Here is a 19367-nt window from a genome sequence, read left to right as displayed (position 1 = left end):
CGCTGCGGGCGTCCGATCGCTAGTTCGCGATCTCCTGGTACGCGAACTGCAGCACCGACTCGTCGACGCCCGCGAGCACGCGCGGCTTCGCGATGTCGTCGAGCACGATGAACCGCAGCATGCCAGCACGCGCCTTCTTGTCGCGCTGCATCGCCGAGAGCAGACCGGGCCAGCGGCCGGCGGGGTACGAGAGCGGCAGGGTGAGCGAGGAGAGGATCCGGCGGTGCCGCTCCACCGCCTCGTCCGAGAGCGATCCCGCCATGCGGCCGAGCTCGGCCGCATACATCATGCCGATCGAGATCGCGACGCCGTGGCGCCACTGGTACCGCTCCGCGTGCTCGATCGCGTGACCGAGCGTGTGGCCGTAGTTGAGGATCTCGCGCAGGCCGCCCTCGCGGAAGTCCTCGGAGACCACGCGGGCCTTCACTCCGATCGCGAGCTCGACGAGGCGCCGGAACTCGGGAGTCTGCGGATCGGTCGCCCGGTCGACATCAGCCTCGAGCAGGTCGAGGATCTCGGGCTCGGCGATGAACCCGCACTTGGCGACCTCCGCGAAGCCGGCGAGGATCTCGTTGCGCGGCAGGGTATCGAGCAGGGCGAGATCGCAGATGACCGCGTGCGGTGCGTAGAACGCCCCCACGAGGTTCTTGCCCTCGGAGGTGTTGATCCCGGTCTTGCCGCCGACCGCGGCATCGACCATGCCGAGCACGGTCGTCGGGATCTGCACGAGGCGCACGCCCCGCAGCCAGGTGGCGGCGACGAAGCCGGCGAGATCGGTCACCGCGCCGCCTCCCAGACCGATGATCGCGTCGGACCGGGTGAAGTCGGCCTGGCCGAGCACCCCCCAGCAGAAGGACGCGACCTCGATGCGCTTGGCCGATTCCGCGTCGGGCACCTCGGCGAGCAGGACCTGGCCGTAGCGCTCCTGCAGGGAGTTGCGGAGCTCGTCCGCGAAGCGGCCTACGGTCGGTGTGTGGATGATGAGCACCTTCGCGACGCGGTCGCCCAGTGCCTCAGGGACCCGGTCGAGGATCCCGCGTCCCACCGAGATCGAATAGTCGGCGTCCCCGGTCACCTCGATGGTGGTCACGGACGACTCGTTCGACGGTTCACTCACTCGGTCTCTCCTTCGGTCCTGCTTCGGTTCCTGGCCTGCTCGGCCGCGCGCCTGCGCCCCTGAGCGCGCACCCACTCGGCGGCGCGCACGGCGAGCTGCTCCTTGGTGGCGCGGTCGGTGCGGAACGTCACGTCCGCGACCTCGTCGTAGAGCGGCTTGCGCTCCTTGAGGATGCGCCCCCACGCGCCCGGATCGTCGCGCAGCAGCGGACGGCGCGACAGGTTCGCGGTGCGCAGCACTGCGCGTTCCGTGGTCATGAGCAGCACCACGGGGTGCGCGGCGAGACGCCGCCGGGTCTCGGGATGCAGCACCGCTCCGCCGCCGAGGGCCACGATGCGCGCTCCCGGCTCGGCGAGCTGCTCGGCGATCACCTCGGCTTCGATCCGACGGAACTCCGGCTCGCCGTGGGCGGCGAAGAACTCGGTGATGGCGCCGTGCTCGCGCACGAACACCGCATCGGTGTCGACGAACGGCACGCCGAGCTCGCGCGCGAGGCGCCGCCCGAGGCTCGTCTTGCCGGCGGCCATGGGACCGACCAGCACGACGGCGACATCGGGGACCCGTCCGCGCCTGCGCCGTCGCGCCGGCCGTCGCCGCGCGCCGCGCTTCGCGGAGTTCGCACCGGCGTCGCCGGTCCGCTCCCCCGGCTGCGGATCGGTGCGCTTCCCGGCAGCCGGCTGCACCGGCACGGGGGCCGTACGCGGCGGAGCCGGAACCGGACGCGAGGCGGGCGGGCCCGCGTCGCGCCCGGCGCGGCGGGACGCGGTCACGATTCGAGCGCGGTCGCGAGGTTCTCGGGGATCGCAGCGAGATAGGCGTCGAGGTTGCGCTTCGTCTCGGCGACGCTGTCGCCTCCGAACTTCTCGGTGACGGCGTCGGCCAGCACGAGCGCGACCATCGCCTCGGCGACCACGCCGGCGGCCGGAACGGCCGAGACATCGGAGCGCTGGTGATGCGCCTTCGACTCCTCGCCCGTGGAGACGTCGATGGTGGGCAGGGCGTGCGGGACCGTCGCGATGGGCTTCATGCCCGCGCGGACACGGAGCAGCTGCCCGGTGGTCATGCCGCCCTCGATACCGCCGGCGCGGCCCGTGTCGCGCACGATCCGTCCGTCGCGCAGGTGCAGCTCGTCGTGCGCCTCGGAACCGCGGCGCCGGGTCGTCTCGAAACCATCGCCGACCTCGACCGCCTTGATCGCCTGGATGCCCATGAGCGCGCCGGCGAGACGCGAATCGAGCCGCCGGTCCCAGTGCACGTAGGAACCGAGCCCCGGGGGAAGGCCGTAGGCGAGCACCTCGACGATGCCGCCGATGGTGTCGCCCGACTTCTTGGTGTCGTCGACCTCGGCGACCATGCGCTCGCTCGTCGCGGCGTCGAAGCAGCGCAGCGGATCGGCGTCGAGCGCCGCGACGTCCTCGGGACGGGGCAGCGGAGTGCCTGCGGGGGTTTCGACCGCACCGATCGAGACCGTGTGGCTGACGAGCCGGATCCCGAGCTCGGCCAGGAACGCACGTGCCACGGCGCCGAGGGCGACGCGGGCGGCGGTCTCCCGCGCGCTCGCGCGCTCGAGCACCGGCCTTGCCTCGTCGAAACCGTACTTCTGCATGCCGGTCAGGTCGGCGTGGCCGGGACGGGGACGCGTGAGCGGGGCGCCTCGACCGCGGGACTTCTCGGAGAGCTCGATCGGCTCGGGACTCATCACCTCGGTCCACTTGGGCCATTCGGTGTTGCCCACCCGGATCGCAACCGGGCCGCCGATGGAGCGACCGTGCACGACGCCGCCCGAGAGGTGGAGCTCGTCCTGCTCGAACTTCATGCGCGAGCCGCGACCGTAGCCGAGCTTGCGCCGTTCGAGGTCGGCGCGGATCCCGTCGATCGAAACGGGCACGCCGGCGGGCAGCCCCTCGAGCACGGCAATGAGTTCTGGGCCGTGGGATTCCCCGGCCGTGAGCCAACGCAGCATGGATCTATCTTTCCATACGCGGCAGGCCCGCTGCGCCGCGCATGACGTCGAGCAACGCCGACTCGTCGGGCAGCGGGAACGACGGCTCCCCCGCGACGAAGATCCGGACCTGCACCAGCGCCTGCTCCACGAGCATGTCGAGGCCGGGATGGGCGATGCCGCCCGCGACCCGCCAGCGCTCCGCGAGCGGGGAGGGCCAGGGGTCGTAGGCGACGTCGAAGAGCGGGGCGCGCTCGAGCCCCGCGGGCAGCTCGACTCCGGCTCCGGCGGGCCCCGGCAGCGCCGAGATGACGAGCGTGGCGTCGGCCTCCTCGGCGGCCGCGGTCGCGTCTTCGGTGCCGAGCACCGCACCGGAGACGCGGACCGCGGCACCCGAGGCCTCCCCCGTCCCGTCGAATCGCGCCACGAGGTCGGCGACCGCCGCGGAGTTGCGCGCGAGGAGCGTGATGCGCTCGGCCCCCAGACGCCGGGCGGCGAGCAGAGCGGAGACCGCCGTCGCTCCCGACCCGAGCACGACCGTGCGCAGTGCGTCGAGTCCGGCACCGCGGATCGCCGCCGCGAGGCCCGGCACGTCGGTGTTGTATCCGGCCCAGCGCGGGACCGCGTCGCCGGGGCCGACGATGCGGAGCAGAGTGTTCACGACGCCGCTCTCGGTCGCGACGGGATCGAGCACCGTCGCGATCCGACGCGCCTCCTCCTTCAGCGGCATGGTCACCGAGAAGCCGCGCCATTCGGGGCTCCGACTTCGCAAGAAGGCGTCGAGACCAGCCACGCCGCAGCGCACCCGGGTGTAGCTCCAGTCCAGGTCGAGCGCACCGTACGCCGCGCGGTGGATCCGCGGGGAACGGGAGTGCTCGATCGGGCTGCCGAGCACGGCCAGGCGCTGCGCGGTCGCTCGGAGCTCCGGCTCGACGGCCGGCGCTCCGAGCGTCGTCGGATCAGTCACAGCGCTTGCCGCCCTGAGCCCGGTGCGCCTCGCACCACTGCCCGAGCTTGGCCACCGCCGCCTCGTGCTGCTCGTTGGTCTCCGAGAACACGGTCTCGCCGGTCTCGAGGTTGATCGGCACGAAGTAGAGCCACTTGCCCGGGGCCGGCTTCATCGCGGCCGCGATGGCGACGTCGCCGGGAAGGCCGATGGGTCCGATCGGCAGGCCGGGATTCGCGTAGGTGTTGTACTTGTTCGAGGCGTCGGCCCGCTCGGCCTCGGTGGTCCACACCGTGTGGGTGTTGCCGGTGCCGTACGCGACTGTGGCGTCTGACTGCAGCTTCATGCCCTGATCGAGACGGTTCTGGAATACGCGGGCGATCTTCGGGAAGTCCGCCTGGTTGGATCCCGCCTCGCGCTGCACGATGGAGGCGAGGGTGAGGACGCGGAGCTCGTCGGCCTCGGGCACGCCGTGTTCGCGCAGCGCCTGCCCCATGCGCTCGACCATCTTCTTGATGATGCTCTCGGCGGTGTCGCCCGGCTCGAATGTGTAGGTGGCCGGGAACAGGAAACCCTCGATCGAGGGCGCGGCCTTCGGGATCCCGTACTTGCTCGGATCCTTGACCGCCGCGTCGAAGTCGGCCTGCGGAATCCCGGTGACCTTCGAGATCCGCGCGAGCGCGTCCCCCGCGGCCATGCCCTCGGGGATCGTCACCGTCAGCTTGATCTGGTTCTTGGGGTCCTGCAGTGCGGCGAGAGCCGCCTTCGCGCTCATCTGCTTCTTCAGCTGGTAGGAACCGACCTGGAACTCCACGGCCGGATCCTGCTTGAGCAGCAGATCGTAGAACGCCTCGGACGTCTTCACGACGCCCTGCTTCGCCAGGGACGCGGCGATGTCGCTGCCGATCTCGCCCTCGCGGATCGTGACCACCGCGGATCCGGTGCCGGAGCCCTCGTAGTCGTTCTTCTCCCAGCCCATGGCTTTCGAGACTTGAGCGCCGAAGCTCGACCAGAGCACCGCGACCCCGGCGCCGAGGCCGCCGAGCAGCAGCACCGCGACGAGCAGGACGATCAGCACCCGCTTACCGGTGCTGCTCTCCCGCTTGGCGCGACGTCCGCGCTTCTCTCGTGCGTTCATCGTTCGTCTCCTCGGTCTTCGGCGATCGGGTCGGCGTCCTGCGGATCGAGCGCTTCGCCGGGGGGCGCGCTCTGCGCGCGCTCGGTGTCGAGCGCGTGCTGCAGGATGACGACGGCCGCGGCCTGGTCGATCACCCCGCGACTGTTCTTGGTGTTGCGTCCAGCCTGGTGCAGCTGGCTCTGGGCCGAGACGGTCGACAGGCGCTCGTCGACGAGGCGCACGGGCAGGCCGCGCTCGGCGAGCCGTCGCGCGAAGGCCTCGGCGTCGTCGGTCGACGGGGTACGGGCGCCGCTCAGGCTCAGCGGCAGGCCGACCACGGCTTCGAACGCGCCGTGCTCGGCGAAGAGCACCGCGATACGCTCCACGTCGTGCCCGCCCGAGGCGACACGTCGGACCGTCTCGACCGGCGTGGCGAGCATGCCGTGGGCATCGGAGCGGGCCACGCCGATCCTGGCGCGGCCCACGTCGATGCCGAGTCGTACGCCCGTGCGCACCCTACGCTCCGATGCTGCGCCGGATCTCGGCGAGCGCGTCGTCGATCTTGGAGACATCGGCGCCGCCGCCCTGCGCGAGGTCGGGCTTGCCTCCGCCGCCGCCGCCGAGCACCTGCGCACCGAGCTTCGCGAGGTCACCGGCGCGGATGCCCGCATCGCGAGCTCCCGCGGTCGTCGCCGCGATCACGACGGGCTTGCCGCCGGCATCGCCCGCGAGCACGACCACGCCGGCTTCGTCGGCCAGACGGTCACGCAGCTGCAGCACCAGACCCCGGACGTCGTCGGCTGAACCGACCGTGCCGAGCGAACCGAGCACTGCACGGACCGAGCCGAGCATCTCGGCACCGGCGAGCAGCTCGGGGACGCGCTCCGCGAGCTTCGCGGCCTCCAGCTGGGCGATCTTCTTCTCTGCGGCCTTCAGCTGCGCGCCGAGATCCTGCACGCGCTGCACCAGCTCGCCGCGCGGCGTGCGCAGCCCGGCGGACAGCTCATGCACGATGGCGCGCTCCGCCGCGAAGCTCTGGAACGCCTCGAGGCCGACGAGCGACTCGATGCGGCGGTTGGTCGAGCCGACCGAACTCTCGGAGATCAGGTTGATCATGCCGACCTCGGCGGAGCTCGACACGTGGGTGCCCGCGCACAGCTCGCGCGACCAGGGCCCGCCGATATCGACCATGCGCACGCGCTCGCCGTACTTCTCGCCGAACAGTGCCATGGCGCCGAGCGCCTTCGCCTCGTCGAGGGGCATCTCGCGCGTGACGACCTCGTAGTCCGACCGGATCGCCCGGTTCGAGATCTCCTCGATCTCGCTCTTCGTCTCGGGGCTCAGCGCCTCTCCGTGCGTGAAGTCCAGACGCAGGTAGCCGGCCTTGTTGTAGGAGCCCGCCTGGTGCGCGTTCGAGCCCAGCACCTGGCGCAGCGCGGCGTGCACGATGTGCGTGCCGGAGTGGGCCTGCGTGGCCCCGCGACGGTAGTCGGCGTCGACACGGGTCTCGGCGCGCGCGTCGACCGAGATCGTGCCGACCTCGACGCGCACCGTGTGCACGATCAGACCGGGCACCGGCTTCTGCACGTCGAGCACCTCGGCTTCGAAGCCGTCGCCGATGATGAGGCCCTGATCGGCGTCCTGGCCGCCGGACTCGGCGAACAGGCTCGTCTCGGCGAGCACGACCTCGGCGACCTGGCCCTCGCTCGCAGCGGGAACGGGCTTGCCGTCGACCACGATGCCCAGCACACGGCTCTCGTGCGTCAGCTCGTCGTAACCGGTGAAGAGCGTCTCGCCCTGCCCCCGGAGCTCCTTGTAGATCGAGAGGTCGGCGCGCTGGCCCTTCTTCGCCTTCGCATCGGCCTTCGCGCGCTCGCGCTGCTCCTGCATGAGTGTCTTGAACACGCCCTCATCGACGGTGACCCCGGCTTCCTCGGCGATCTCGAGCGTCAGCTCGATCGGGAAGCCCTTGGTGTCGTGCAGCAGGAACGCCGTGTCCCCGGTCACGGCCCGCGTGCCGCTCTTGGCGGCGTCGATGGCGCCGTCGAGGATCTCGATCCCCGAGGCGAGGGTGCGGAGGAAGGTCTTCTCCTCGGCGTAGGCGGCGCGCGAGATGAAATCGAAGTCGCGCTCGACCGCCGGGTAGGAGCCCTTCATCGCGTCGCGGGACACCGGGAAGAGCTGATCGAACACGGGGCCCTCGACGCCGAGCAGGCGCATCGAGAGGATCACGCGGCGCAGCAGGCGGCGCAGGATGTAGCCGCGGCCCTCGTTCGACGGCGTCACTCCGTCGGCGATGAGCATGAGTCCCGAACGCACGTGATCGGCGATGACGCGCAGGCGCACGTCGTCGGTGTGGTCGGCGCCGTAGGTCTTGCCGGCGAGCTCGGCCGCGCGGTCGAGCACCGGCCGCACCTCGTCGATCTCGTACATGTTGTCGACGCCCTGCTTGAGGAACGCGACGCGCTCGAGCCCCAGGCCGGTATCGATGTTCTTCTTCGGCAGCTCGCCAAGGATCGTGAAATCGGTCTTCGACTTCACGTCGGCGACCTGGTACTGCATGAACACCAGGTTCCAGATCTCGACGTAACGGTCGTCGTCGGTCGCGGGGCCGCCGTCGATGCCGTACTCGGGACCGCGGTCGAAGAAGATCTCGGAGCAGGGGCCGGCCGGCCCGGGCTGCCCCGTCGACCAGTAGTTGGTGTCCTTGCCGAGACGCTGGATCCGCTCCTCGGGAAGGGTGGAGTGCTGCTTCCAGAGCGCGATCGCCTCGTCGTCGTCCTCGTAGACGGTCACCCAGAGGTCGTCGGCGTCGAAACCGAGACCGCCATCGGCCTCGCTCGTGGTGAGGAGCTCCCAGGCGAACTGGATCGCGCCCTCTTTGAAGTAGTCGCCGAACGAGAAGTTGCCGCACATCTGGAAGAAGGTGCCGTGGCGCGGCGTCTTGCCGACCTCTTCGATGTCGTTGGTGCGGATGCACTTCTGCACGCTGGTGGCGCGCGGGTACGGCGCGGGGACGAGACCCGAGAGGTAGGGGACGAAGGGGACCATGCCGGCCACCGTGAACATGAGGCTCGGGTCATCGCTCACGAGCGACGCCGAGGGCACCACCGTGTGGCCCTTCCGTTCGAAGAAGTCGAGCCAGCGGCGACGGATCTCAGCGGTCTGCATGGGGTTCTGGTTCCTTTTGGGAGGTACGTACGAGTGGAAGTCGGGGTGCGCTCAGTCGGCGGCGTGCTGCTTGGCCTCGAGGCGACTCAGACGGCGTTCGACCTCGTCGAGCGTCTCGTCGAGTTCGGCCTCGCCCTCGCGGTACCCGTTCGCGAGCGCATCGCTGAACTCGCGCGCGCCGCGGTTCACGCGTTCGAAGAAGCGGCGCCCCTCGGGCGTCTGGTTGACGAAGTGGGCGGCAACGAAACCGGCGGCGACTCCGACGATCAGCCAGGACAGTCTGCGCATGGGGATCCTCCAGATCTCTCGACCGTGCAAGTCTAGCGGGGGCGCCTTTGCGCGCCCTTCATATCCCGCGTCGCGGCGCGTGCGCGGCACCGCATCGCAGCGGAGACGCCGAACGGCCGCCGGATCGCTCCGACGGCCGTTCGTATCGCTGTGCGCGAAGCGCTTAGCGGGCTGCGTAGTACTCGACGACGAGCTGCACTTCACAGGTCACGGGGACCTCGGCGCGCTTCGGACGACGGACCAGGCGGGCCTGGAGCTTGTCGAGCTCGACCTCGAGGTAGCCCGGAACCGGGGGCAGGACCTCGGCGTGACCGCCGGCTGCGGCGACCTGGAAGGGCTCGGTGCCCTCGGAGCGCTCCTTGACGTGGATGAGCTGACCCGGCTTCACGCGGAAGGAGGGGCGGTCGACGATCTTGCCGTCGACGAGGATGTGGCGGTGCACGACCATCTGGCGAGCCTGAGCGGTGGTGCGGGCGAAGCCGGCGCGGAGCACGAGGGCGTCGAGACGCATCTCGAGGAGCTCGACCAGGTTCTCACCGGTCAGGCCGTCCTGGCGACGGGCTTCCTTGAACGCGATGACGAGCTGCTTCTCGCGGATGCCGTACTGGGCCCGGAGACGCTGCTTCTCGCGCAGACGGACGGCGAAGTCGCTGTCACTCTTCCGCTTGGTGCGGCCGTGCTGGCCGGGACCGTAGGGGCGCTTCTCGAGGTAGCGCGCGGCCTTCGGGGTCAGGGCGATCCCGAGCGAGCGGGACAGGCGGGTCTTGGAACGGGTACGCGACGTAGTCGACACGTGGATCCTTTCGAGTTTCTGCTGAGCCGTGCGCGGATGCGCGCGGCCGTGTTCTCTCGGCCAGGCTGCGCCCGCATCAACTGAGTGATGCACGCGACGCAGCGAACCGTTTTCGGTGAGGGAACGACCAGTGCAGAAACCCGGCTACAGGGCGCCTGCCACCTGGCTCTCGTACGCAGCCAGCTGCGAGAGCGGTGTTGGCCAGCGTTCAGCTTATCAGATCGAGGCGCGACGCTGCCCCGGAGGCGGCTCCGGCGATTCCTCTCCGCGGTCGCGGTGGCGGTCGAGCGCGTCGAAGGAGCGATCCAGCCCGCGACGGAGGATCGGACGCAGCGGTCGCTCGACCCACCGTTCGATCGCGGCCGCGAGCAGCAGGCAGGCGAGCACGGTCAGCCCGAGCAGCGCGATCGGCGGCAGCTCGGTGTGCAGCGTCTCGATGATCCAGCGGCCCCACTGCTCGTGGATGAGGTAGAGGGGGTAGGTGAGCGCGCCGGCGTAGGTCATCCAGCGCCAGCCGCGATGCGCCAGCGGCGTGAGGGTGATGAGCGCGACCAGCGCGAAGATGCCGATGACGATGATCGCAGCCGTGAGCTCGTCGCCGGTGAACCCGGAGTACTTGGGCATGCGATCGTAGATCTCCTGAGCGATGGTCTGCCGGACCGCGATCGCGATGTTGAAGCCCAGCAGCATCCACCGGAGCAGGCTGTGCCCGCGCGAGTGGATCAGGTAGAGCACCATGCCGCCGGCGAACAGCGGGGCGTAGCTCGGCGACAGCAGCGTCGCGAGGAACGCGTTGCCGCTCTCCTGCGCCACGAGCGCCAGGAACGGCCACAGGAACGCCAGCCCGATCATACGCCGCTCGGTCAGTCCGAAGGCCAGAACGATGCCGATGAGCACGTAGAAGCGCAGCTCGACCCAGAGCGTCCAGTAGACGCCGTCGACGTGCGGCTCCCCCATGGTCTCCTGGAGCATGGTGAGATTCGCGAAGAACTGCGGCAGGGAGACCGCATCGTCGCCGCCGGGCGCGATCCACAGCAGCAGGATCGTCGTGAGGAGCACCGCGGCCCAGTACGCGGGCAGCAGGCGAGCGGCTCGCGCCGACACGAACTGGCCGATGGTGCGCCCCTCGGCGGAGAGCAGGATCACGAAGCCGCTGATCACGAAGAACAGCTGCACCCCGAGCGCCCCGTACGCGCTGATCGGCGCGAGGTGCGGGAACTGTTCGGCCACCGGCACACCCCACACCTCGGTCTTCCGGGAGGTGAAGTGGTACACGAGCACGGCCATCGCGGCACCGAACCGGGTGAGGTCGAGCAGCAGGAATCTCGGCCGCGAGGTCGCGAGCGGGCTGAACTGCGTGGCTGAAGCTTGCGTGAACATGACCCGGACCACCGTACGCCCCCGGACTCCGCGGAGCCTGGTTGCGGGGCGATGCCCGCTCCGGCTAGCCTCCGCGCGTGATGCGTCGGATCTTCTCGAGCCGATCCGCGATCTCGCGCTCGCGCCCGTGCTGGGTCGGCCGGTAGTAGGTGGTGTCCTCGAGCTCGTCGGGCAGGTACTGCTGGCGGACGACGCCGCGCGGATCGCTGTGCGGATAGAGATAGCCCTTGCCGTGACCGAGCCGTTTTGCGCCGGGGTAGTGCGCGTCGCGCAGCGGTTTGGGCACGAGCCCGAATCGCCCCGCTTTGACGTCCGCGATGGCGGAATCGATCGCGCTGATGACGGCGTTCGATTTGGGCGCCGTCGCGATGTAGATGGTCGCCTCGGCGAGCGGGATCCGTGCTTCGGGGAGGCCGATGAGCTGCGTCGCCTCGGCCGCCGCCACGGCGATCGGCAGCGCCTGGGGGTCCGCCATGCCGACGTCCTCGGCGGCGTGGACCATGAGCCGACGCGCGATGAACCGAGGGTCCTCACCGGCCTCGATCATGCGGGCCAGGTAGTGGATCGCCGCGTCGGGGTCCGAACCGCGCAGCGATTTGATGAAGGCGCTGATCACGTCGTAGTGCTGGTCGCCGTTGCGGTCGTAGCGGAGCAGCGCCCGGTCGACGGAGACCGCCACGATCTCGCCCGTGATGAGCGCGGGCCCGGGCGGCTCTTCGGCGCGCCGATCCGGCGAGTCGCCCGATCCGTCGGTTTCGGCGTCTTCGTCTCCGTCGTCGTCGCCCTCTTCGTCCTCGTTGATCGCGTCGAATTCGAACTCGCCGTCGACGCCGTCCTCCACCGCACCGCCCGTCGGGGTGGAGAGCGCCGAACCGGCGGCCGCCTCGAGGGCCGTGAGCGCACGTCGGGCATCGCCCGAGGAGAGCTGCACGAGGGCTTCCAGCGCTTCGTCGGTCAGTTCGACCGCGCCGTTCAGACCGCGCGGATCCGCGACGGCGCGCTGGATGAGCACGCTGAGGTCCTGATCTGTGAGCGGCTCGAGCGTGAGCAGGAGCGAGCGCGACAGCAGCGGGCTGATGACCGAGAACGACGGGTTCTCGGTCGTGGCCGCGACGAGGGTCACCCACCCGTTCTCGACGCCCGGCAGCAGCGCGTCCTGTTGCGCCTTGGTGAAGCGGTGGATCTCGTCGAGGAAGAGCACGGTCGCCACGTCGTAGAGATCGCGGTCGTTGAGCGCGCGTTCCATCACCGTGCGCACGTCCTTGATGCCGGCGGTGACCGCGGAGAGCTCGACGAAACGCCGCCCGCTGGACTGGGCGATGGCCTGCGCGAGCGTTGTCTTGCCCGTGCCTGGAGGGCCCCAGAGGATCACCGACACCGGACCGGCGGCCCCGCCGCCCGACGAGGCGAGCACGCGCAGCGGGGATCCAGGACGCAGCAGATGCGCCTGACCCACGACCTCGTCGAGGGACTGCGGGCGCATGCGCACGGCGAGCGGCGCGGTGGCTGCGGGAAGCGTAGGAACGGTCACGCGGCCATGGTATCCGTGACCACCGACAACGAATCGGGAACTCGGGTCCTCCCTCGCCAGAGCGCTATGGCATAGTGGGAGAGGTCATGCCCGCGACCTTCGCGGACCCCCGAAACGACAGGTGAGCAGCACGGTGAGCGATTCGACGAACGAGACGACCTGGGGACGAGTCGACGAGACCCTCACGGTGTACGTACGCGAGGCAGACGGCGAGCGTGCCGTCGGACAGTACCCCGACGGCACCGCCGAAGAGGCGCTCGCCTACTTCGAGCGCAAGTACGCCGACCTGGCCGGGCAGATCTCGCTGCTCGAGCAGCGCATCGCGCGCGGCACCGCCGCGGCCGACGTGGCCGACACCGTCGCCCGCCTGCGCGAGCAGCTCGTCGAGCCCGCTGCGGTCGGCGACCTCGCCGCGCTGCGCGAGCGAATCGCCAAGCTCGACGGCAAGGCCCACGAGCTGACCGAGAAGCAGCAGGCCGAGCGCGAGGCCGCCAAGCAGGAGGCCGTCGCGAAGCGCGAGGCGATCGTGGTCGAGGCCGAGCGTCTCGCCGCGCAGCCCGAGGCGTCGGTCCGGTGGAAGGAGACCGGACAGGCCTTCGAGCAGCTCTTCACCGACTGGCAGGCCGCTCAGCGCGGCGGCCCGCAGGTGCCCAAGTCGCAGGCCGATGCGCTGTGGAAGCGCTTCCGCGCGGCACGGCAGCAGTTCGACACGGCTCGCCGCGCGCACTTCGCCCAGCTCGACGCGACCAACAAGGACGTCAAGCAGCGCAAGGAGCGCATCATCGCCGCCGCCGAGGCGCTCGCGCCCAAGGGAATCGACGGCATCTCCGCCTACCGGTCGCTCCTCGACGAGTGGAAGGCCGCCGGCCGTGCGAGCCGCAAGCTCGACGATCAGCTCTGGGCCCGCTTCAAGGCCGCCGGCGACGTCCTGTACGCGGCGAAGGCCGCGGAGGTCGCCCAGACCAACGAGGAGTACTCGGCGAACCTCGTCGCGAAGGAGGAGCTGCTCGGCGAGGCCGAAGCGCTGCTCCAGGTGACCGACCGCGTCGCCGCGCGCAAGCGTCTCACCGAGTTCCAGATCCGCTGGGACGAGATCGGCCGGGTCCCCCGCGAGGCCGTCCGCGCCGTCGAGGGTCGTCTCCGTGCGATCGAGGATCACGTGAAGCAGCTCGAGGACGAGCACTGGCGCAAGAGCAACCCCGAGACCAAGGCCCGCAGCGAAGGTCTGCGCGGCCAGCTCGAGGCGTCGATCTCCGAGCTCGAGGCCGAGATCGCCGCCGCGGAATCCGCGGGCGACGCCAAGGCGAAGACCGCCGCGGAGGAGAAGCTGTCGACTCAGCGCTCCTGGCTCGCCGCGCTCGGCGACTAGGCGGGCGTCGGCCGGACCGACTCTCCACAGCTTCGATCCCGGGGGTTCCGAACCTCCGGGATCGCTTGCATCATGGGGGCATGTCCGCTTCCCCGCCCCGCATCGACCGCTGGCCCGTCGCCGTCCGCTCCGCCGCCCGACTCCGCGGCGCGCTGACCGACTGCGGCCCGGGTCTGCGCGGCATCGGGTGGCCGGAGTCCCCTGCAGTGCGCCTGGTCGCACTCGCGGCCTGGATCGGCCCCGAGCTCGCGGCCTGCGGGGCCACCGCCGCTTGGGTGTGGGGTGCTCGGCGCGATCCGGGTCGGCCGTTGCGTGCGGCCGTGCTGGGCGGGCGACGCGCACGCAGCACTGAACCGAGCGCGCTCCGCGTGCACGAGTACCGTCTGACCGCCGCCGACCTCGTCGAATTCGACGGCCTCGCGGTCACGTCCCGCGTCCGCACCGCCGAAGAGTTCCTCTTCCACGAACCGGAGTTCGGGCCCGCGGAGCGCGCAAGCTGCCGGTTGCTCGTGATCGGCACGGCGGGCGGCGCAGACGCCCTGCGCTCACGTGTCGAAGGATCCCGGCGCCCGCATCGGGCCCGCGCCCGCGCCCGCTTGCGCGAGTGCGGGCTTTCCGCGGATCAGCCGCCGCTCACCCGGTAGGCGTCGTAGACGCCCTCGATCCGACGCACCGCGTTGAGCACGTGCTCCAGGTGGGTCGTGTTCGCCATCTCGAAGACGAAGCGGCTCAGCGCCAGCCGCGAGCTCGAGGTCTGCACCGAAGCCGAGAGGATGTTGACGTGGTGCTCGGAGAGCGCACGGGTCACGTCCGAGAGCAGGCCTGAGCGGTCGAGCGCCTCCACCTGGATCTGCACCAGGAACACGCTCTTGGCTGTCGGTGCCCACTCGACGTCGACGAGGCGCTCCTCCTGGTGGGCGAGCGCGAGGAAGTTGCGGCAGTCGGTGCGGTGCACCGAGATGCCCTGCCCCTTGGTGATGAATCCGCGGATCTCGTCGCCGGGGACCGGCGTGCAGCACTTGGCGAGCTTCACCAGCACATCGGATGCGCCCTTGACCACGACTCCGCTGTTCGCGTCGGGTTTCCCCGCTCGCCGCGCACCGAGTCCCGGCCGGGCGGTCTCGACGGCTTCGACGGTGGCCTCGTCGGCCGTGACCAGTGCGGTCACCTTCTCGATCACCGACTGGGCCGAGACGTGCCCCTCGCCGACCGCCGCGAAGAGCCCCGTGACATCGACGTAACGCAGCTGCAGGGCGACCTGCTGGATCGCCTCCGAGTTCATGATCTGGTGCAGGGGCAGGTTCTGCTTGCGCAGCGCCTTGGTGATGTCTTCCTTGCCCTGCTCGACCGCCTCGTCCCGGCGCTCCTTGGTGAACCACTGCCGGATCTTGTTCTGAGCCCGCTTGCTCTTGACGAAGCTCAGCCAGCTCTGGTTCGGCCCGGCGTCGGGATCCTTCGAGGTGAAGACTTCGACGACGTCGCCGTTGTGCAGTTCGGTCTCGAGCGGCACGAGGCGGCCGTTGACCCGGGCGCCCATGGTGCGGTGCCCCACCTCGGTGTGCACGGCGTAGGCGAAGTCGACTGTGGTTCCGCCGTCCGGAAGACCGATGACGCGCCCCTTGGGGGTGAAGACGTAGACCTCTTTGGCGCCGATCTCGTAGCGGAGCGCATCGAGGAACTCGCTCGGGTCCTCGGTCTCGGCCTGCCAGTCGGAGATGTGCGCCAGCCAGGCCATATCGGCGGAGCTCTGCCCCTGCGCCTGTCCGCCCTGCTGCTTGTACTTCCAGTGCGCGGCGACGCCGTACTCGGCGCGCTGGTGCATTTCGAAGGTGCGGATCTGGATCTCGACGGCACGGCCGTCCGGACCGATGACCGTGGTGTGCAGCGACTGGTAGAGATTGAACTTCGGCGTCGCGATGTAGTCCTTGAACCGGCCGGGGATCGGGGTCCAACGCGCATGCACTGCGCCGAGCACCGCATAGCAGTCGCGGATCGAGCTCACGAGCACGCGGATCCCGACGAGGTCGTAGATGTCGTCGAAGTCGCGCCCGCGCACGATCATCTTCTGGTAGATCGAATAGAGCTCCTTGGGCCGGCCGGTGACCTCGCCCCGGATCTTGGAGTCCCGCAGATCGGATTCGATCGAACTGATGACGTCGCCCACGAGTTCTTCCCGCTTGGGGTTGCGCTGGGTGACGAGGTTCTGGATCTCGGCGTAGAGCTTCGGCTTGAGCACCGCGAACGAGAGATCCTCGAGCTCCGTCTTGATCGACTGGATGCCGAGGCGGTGCGCGAGCGGCGCGTAGATCTCGAGCGTCTCCTGCGCTTTGCGCTTCGCGGAGTCGCCGGGCACGAAGCCCCAGGTCCGCGCGTTGTGCAGGCGGTCGGCGAGCTTGATGACGAGCACCCGGATGTCCTTCGACATCGCGACGACCATCTTGCGGACGGTCTCGGCCTGGGCGGAGTCGCCGTACTTCACCTTGTCGAGCTTCGTCACGCCGTCGACGAGCATGGCGATCTCTTCGCCGAAGTCGTCGGTGAGCTGCTCCAGCGTGTAGTCGGTGTCCTCCACCGTGTCGTGCAGCAGCGCCGCCGCGATCACGACCGGTGCGACCCCCAGGTCGGCGAGGATCTGCGCGACCGCGATGGGGTGCGTGATGTACGGCTCGCCGCTTCGCCGCTTCTGGCCGCGATGGGCCCGCTCGGCGACGGTGTAGGCCCGCTCGATGACCGACAGGTCGGCCTTGGGCGCGTTCCCCCGGACGGTGCGGACCAGTTGGTCGACCGCTCCGGGGGAACTCGCGCGCGAGAAGATGCGCGGCACGAGCCGCCGCAGGGAACTCGCAGAAACGGTTCCCGGATCACTAGCCGCCATGCGAACCCTCCCGTCGCTGAGATGGTTGAACGCTACACCACGCTGGGCTCGGGCTCCGAATCGGCCTGGAGCTGCTCCGCCTTCTGATCGTGCTTCTTGATCGCGGGCTCGCCCCGACGCAGCAGCGCGTACGTCGGCGCCGCGATGAAGATCGTCGAGTAGGCACCCACGAGAATTCCGATGAACAGCGCGAGCGCGATGTCGCGAAGGGTTCCGGCCCCCAGCACGAACGCGCCGATGAACAGGATCGAAGCGACCGGCAGCAGCGCCACGACGGACGTGTTGATCGAGCGCACGAGCGTCTGGTTCACGGCGAGGTTGACCGCCTGCCCGAAGGTGCGACGCTCGGTGAGCTCGCCCGGTGCGGTGTTCTCGCGGATCTTGTCGAAGACCACGACGGTGTCGTAGAGCGAGTAGCCGAGGATCGTCAGGAAGCCGATCATGGCTGCCGGAGTGATCTCGAAGCCGGTGAGGCCGTAGACGCCCGCCGTGATGATGAGGTCGTGGAACAGCGCGATGAGCGCTGCGAGCGACATCTTCCAGGTGCGGAAATAGATCGCCATGACCAGTGCCGCGAAGAGGATGAACACCCCGAGCGCGATCACCGCCTGGCGCGTGATGTCCTGCCCCCAGAGCGCACCGATGTAGGACGAGGTCACCTCGGACTCGTCGACCTGGTAGGCATCGGCCAGCGCCTTGCGGATCTCCTGCGCCTCGGCGTCCTTCAGCTGCTCGGTCTGCACGCGGATGTCGGTCTGCCCGACGAGCGAGACGCGGGGCGCGGAGCCCGGCAGCACCTCGTCGACGGCCTTCGTGGCGAGCGCCTGATCGCGCTTCTGCCCCTCGGCGATGTGCACCTGGAACTGGCTGCCACCGGTGAACTCGATGCCGAAGGTGAATCCACCGCGCAGCAGCGGCCCGGCGATCGAGATGAGGATCATGACCGCCGCGACCAGGAACCAGGTCTTCCACCGGCCGATGAAGTTGATCGACTTCTCACCGGTGTAGAGGGCGTTGCCGAATTCGGAGAATGAGCGAGCCATGGTCAGCTCTCCTTACCGGTGGTGTCGGCGACGCTCGCGGCGTCGTGGGTGCCCGCGGCTTCCGCGGCCTTGCGTTCGGCGATCGTCTGTCGGCGCTCGGCTTCCTTCCGGCTGCCGGCGTTCTTCTTCGCCTTGCCGTGGGACGCCACGGCGGGCTCGCGGAACTGCACGCGCCCGCGGTACACCGCGCCGAGGCGGCGCGGGTCGAGGCCGGAGAACGCGTGGCCCTCGTTGAAGAACCGCATGCGGCTGACGAACGCCATCATCGGGTGCGTGAACAGCGCGACCACGAGGATATCGACGAGCGTCGTGAGGCCCAGCGTGAAGGCGAAGCCGCGCACGTTGCCGATCGCCAGGATGAACAGGATCGCGGCGGCGAGGAAGTTGATGCCGTCGGAGGCCAGGATCGTGCGGAGCGCCTGCTTCCAGCCGCGCTCGACCGACTGCTCGAGGCTGAGCCCGTCGCGCAGCGCGTCACGGATGCGCTCGAAGTAGACGATGAAGGAGTCGGCCGTGATGCCGATGGCCACGATGATGCCCGCGACGCCCGCGAGCGACAATCGGTACCCCTGGCGCCACGACAGCACTGCGAGCAGCAGGTAGGTCAACAGCGCCGCGATGGCCAGCGACGCGACCGTCAGCGTGCTGAGCGCCCGGTACTGGAACAGTGAGTAGACGACGACGAGGATCAGGCCGATGAGGCCGGCGAGCAGGCCGGCCTGCAGCTGGTTGGTGCCGAGCGTCGCCGAGATGTCCTCCTGGCTCTGCACGGTGAAGCTGATGGGCAGCGCGCCGAACTTCAGCTGGTCGGCGAGCGCCTTCGCGGACTCCTGCGTGAACCCGCCGGTGATCGACGGCTTGCCGTTGAGGATCTGACCGTTCATGGTCGGTGCCGACAGCACGCTGCCGTCGAGCACGAACGCGAACTGGTTGAACGGCGGCTGCGCGCCGTAGAGCCGAGTGCTGATGTCGCCGAAGGTCTTGGTGCCCTTCTTATCGAAGGTCATCTGCACGGCCCAGCCGCCCGTGGTGGCGCCGGTCTGGGTGGTCTCGGGCTGCGCGACGGCGTCGGAGATGACCTCGCCGCCCATCTCGACCGGGCCGAGGATGTACTTGACCGTGCCGGTGTTGTCGCAGGTGATCAGCGGGCGATCCGCGGGCGCCGATGCGGCCGCGGTCGCGGAGTCCGCGGTGCACTCGAACGCCGCGAACTGCGCCTGCAGCCCGGCGGTCAGCCATTCCTTGTCTCCGGCACCCTTGGGCAGGGTCTTGGGGTACAGCTCGCCCTTGGCCTCGGCGTCCTTCGCGGCCTGCTTCTGCGCGGCCAACGCCTTCTCGGCCTCGGCCTTCTGCGCGGCATCGGTGGGCATCTGGATCTTGCCGGATCCCTCTGCGAGCACCGGGCGGAAGTCGAGCTTCGCAGACGCCTCGATGCGCTGCAGCGTCGCTTCGTCGGCCTTGCCCGGGATCGACACCGAGATGTTCTGGTTGCCCTGGGTGGTGATCTCGGCCTCGGAGACGCCCGAGGCATCGACGCGCTGGCGGATGATGGAGACCGCCTGCTGCAGCTGCTCCCCCGTCACGGTCTGCCCGCTCGTCTGCTTCGGCGCGAGCAGCACCTGCGTACCGCCCTGCAGGTCGAGGGCGAGCTTCGGCATCCAGGTCGCCTCACCCCTGGCCACCCCGAAGGCGAGGAGGCCGGCGAGCCCGACGATGATGACAACGAGGAACGTGAGGGAGCGACGGGCTTTGCGCACCGCGGGGGGAGAAGCCACGGAAGGACTACTTTCTCTGA

Annotated in this window: 16 protein-coding genes; 2 read left to right on the top strand and 14 right to left on the bottom strand. The window is 69.7% G+C overall.

All coding sequences use genetic code 11. The annotated features are described in order from the left end of the window. Positions 1 to 19 precede the first annotated feature (19 nt). The 11 genes from aroB to BMH31_RS11580 all read right to left on the bottom strand — a co-directional run bounded on the left by aroB (position 20) and on the right by BMH31_RS11580 (position 12237). On the bottom strand, positions 20 to 1117 hold the full coding sequence (aroB, locus tag BMH31_RS11630) for a 3-dehydroquinate synthase (protein WP_199068509.1): 1098 nt from the start codon (positions 1115 to 1117) through the stop codon (positions 20 to 22). Continuing rightward, a complete protein-coding gene (locus tag BMH31_RS11625) occupies positions 1114 to 1887 on the bottom strand; it encodes a shikimate kinase (RefSeq protein WP_099725092.1) in 774 nt (257 codons plus the stop codon). Before BMH31_RS11625 ends, aroB begins: the two co-directional genes overlap by 4 nt. Further along, positions 1884 to 3080 (bottom strand): chorismate synthase, encoded by a 1197-nt coding sequence (gene aroC, locus BMH31_RS11620; RefSeq protein WP_046455936.1) that lies wholly within the window; start codon positions 3078 to 3080, stop codon positions 1884 to 1886. Before aroC ends, BMH31_RS11625 begins: the two co-directional genes overlap by 4 nt. Before the next feature lie 4 nt (positions 3081 to 3084). Beyond that, entirely contained in the window at positions 3085 to 4026 is a 942-nt protein-coding gene (locus tag BMH31_RS11615; protein WP_099725093.1) for a shikimate dehydrogenase, read from the bottom strand. Further along, complete coding sequence (mltG, locus tag BMH31_RS11610; RefSeq protein WP_099725094.1) at positions 4019 to 5143, bottom strand: endolytic transglycosylase MltG; 1125 nt, start codon at positions 5141 to 5143, stop codon at positions 4019 to 4021. Before mltG ends, BMH31_RS11615 begins: the two co-directional genes overlap by 8 nt. Next, positions 5140 to 5637, bottom strand: coding sequence for a Holliday junction resolvase RuvX (ruvX, locus tag BMH31_RS11605; protein WP_199068512.1), 498 nt, complete (start codon positions 5635 to 5637; stop codon positions 5140 to 5142). Before ruvX ends, mltG begins: the two co-directional genes overlap by 4 nt. Before the next feature lies 1 nt (position 5638). Next, entirely contained in the window at positions 5639 to 8293 is a 2655-nt protein-coding gene (gene alaS, locus BMH31_RS11600; protein ID WP_099725096.1) for an alanine--tRNA ligase, read from the bottom strand. Positions 8294 to 8344: 51 nt separating this feature from the next. Then, a complete protein-coding gene (locus BMH31_RS11595) occupies positions 8345 to 8581 on the bottom strand; it encodes a YtxH domain-containing protein (RefSeq protein WP_046455940.1) in 237 nt (78 codons plus the stop codon). 163 nt (positions 8582 to 8744) lie between these two features. Further along, positions 8745 to 9374, bottom strand: a complete 630-nt coding sequence (rpsD, locus tag BMH31_RS11590; RefSeq protein ID WP_099725097.1) for a 30S ribosomal protein S4 — start codon at positions 9372 to 9374, stop codon at positions 8745 to 8747. Between the two features lie 216 nt (positions 9375 to 9590). After that, the gene (locus BMH31_RS11585; protein ID WP_099725098.1) at positions 9591 to 10754 is read right to left on the bottom strand and encodes an acyltransferase; all 1164 of its coding nucleotides are present in this window, start codon (positions 10752 to 10754) and stop codon (positions 9591 to 9593) included. Between the two features lie 64 nt (positions 10755 to 10818). Then, positions 10819 to 12237, bottom strand: coding sequence for a replication-associated recombination protein A (locus BMH31_RS11580; protein WP_099725334.1), 1419 nt, complete (start codon positions 12235 to 12237; stop codon positions 10819 to 10821). A 181-nt stretch (positions 12238 to 12418) separates the two neighbouring features. On the opposite strand from BMH31_RS11580, the gene BMH31_RS11575 reads away from it, so the two are divergent. After that, the gene (locus BMH31_RS11575) at positions 12419 to 13654 is read left to right on the top strand and encodes a DUF349 domain-containing protein (RefSeq protein WP_099725335.1); all 1236 of its coding nucleotides are present in this window, start codon (positions 12419 to 12421) and stop codon (positions 13652 to 13654) included. Positions 13655 to 13734: 80 nt separating this feature from the next. Then, on the top strand, positions 13735 to 14298 hold the full coding sequence (locus BMH31_RS11570; protein WP_099725099.1) for a hypothetical protein: 564 nt from the start codon (positions 13735 to 13737) through the stop codon (positions 14296 to 14298). On the opposite strand, the gene BMH31_RS11565 is transcribed toward BMH31_RS11570, so the two are convergent. Genes BMH31_RS11565 through secD form a run of 3 tightly spaced genes read right to left on the bottom strand, consistent with a single transcriptional unit; the run spans position 14277 to position 19347 of the window. Continuing rightward, on the bottom strand, positions 14277 to 16529 hold the full coding sequence (locus BMH31_RS11565) for a bifunctional (p)ppGpp synthetase/guanosine-3',5'-bis(diphosphate) 3'-pyrophosphohydrolase (protein ID WP_099725100.1): 2253 nt from the start codon (positions 16527 to 16529) through the stop codon (positions 14277 to 14279). The two genes, BMH31_RS11570 and BMH31_RS11565, sit on opposite strands and share 22 nt — an antisense overlap. Positions 16530 to 16561: 32 nt before the next feature. Then, positions 16562 to 17572 (bottom strand): protein translocase subunit SecF, encoded by a 1011-nt coding sequence (gene secF, locus BMH31_RS11560; protein WP_099725101.1) that lies wholly within the window; start codon positions 17570 to 17572, stop codon positions 16562 to 16564. Between the two features lie 2 nt (positions 17573 to 17574). Next, positions 17575 to 19347, bottom strand: coding sequence for a protein translocase subunit SecD (secD, locus tag BMH31_RS11555; RefSeq protein ID WP_199068515.1), 1773 nt, complete (start codon positions 19345 to 19347; stop codon positions 17575 to 17577). Positions 19348 to 19367 lie beyond the last annotated feature (20 nt).

It is taken from the genome of Leucobacter sp. OLIS6 (assembly GCF_002752355.1).
GTDB lineage: Bacteria > Actinomycetota > Actinomycetes > Actinomycetales > Microbacteriaceae > Leucobacter.
The sequence above is the reverse complement of the archived record's forward strand: the minus strand, read 5'-3'. Positions and strand labels throughout refer to the sequence as shown.

Coding starts and splice junctions, on each gene's coding strand:
- BMH31_RS11585 (WP_099725098.1), bottom strand. CDS start 10,754: ATGTTCACGCAAGCTTCAGCCACGCAGTTCAGCCCGCTCGCGACCTCG.
- BMH31_RS11565 (WP_099725100.1), bottom strand. CDS start 16,529: ATGGCGGCTAGTGATCCGGGAACCGTTTCTGCGAGTTCCCTGCGGCGG.
- BMH31_RS11570 (WP_099725099.1), top strand. CDS start 13,735: ATGTCCGCTTCCCCGCCCCGCATCGACCGCTGGCCCGTCGCCGTCCGC.
- alaS (WP_099725096.1), bottom strand. CDS start 8,293: ATGCAGACCGCTGAGATCCGTCGCCGCTGGCTCGACTTCTTCGAACGG.
- secF (WP_099725101.1), bottom strand. CDS start 17,572: ATGGCTCGCTCATTCTCCGAATTCGGCAACGCCCTCTACACCGGTGAG.
- mltG (WP_099725094.1), bottom strand. CDS start 5,143: ATGAACGCACGAGAGAAGCGCGGACGTCGCGCCAAGCGGGAGAGCAGC.
- BMH31_RS11595 (WP_046455940.1), bottom strand. CDS start 8,581: ATGCGCAGACTGTCCTGGCTGATCGTCGGAGTCGCCGCCGGTTTCGTT.
- aroC (WP_046455936.1), bottom strand. CDS start 3,080: ATGCTGCGTTGGCTCACGGCCGGGGAATCCCACGGCCCAGAACTCATT.
- BMH31_RS11580 (WP_099725334.1), bottom strand. CDS start 12,237: ATGCGCCCGCAGTCCCTCGACGAGGTCGTGGGTCAGGCGCATCTGCTG.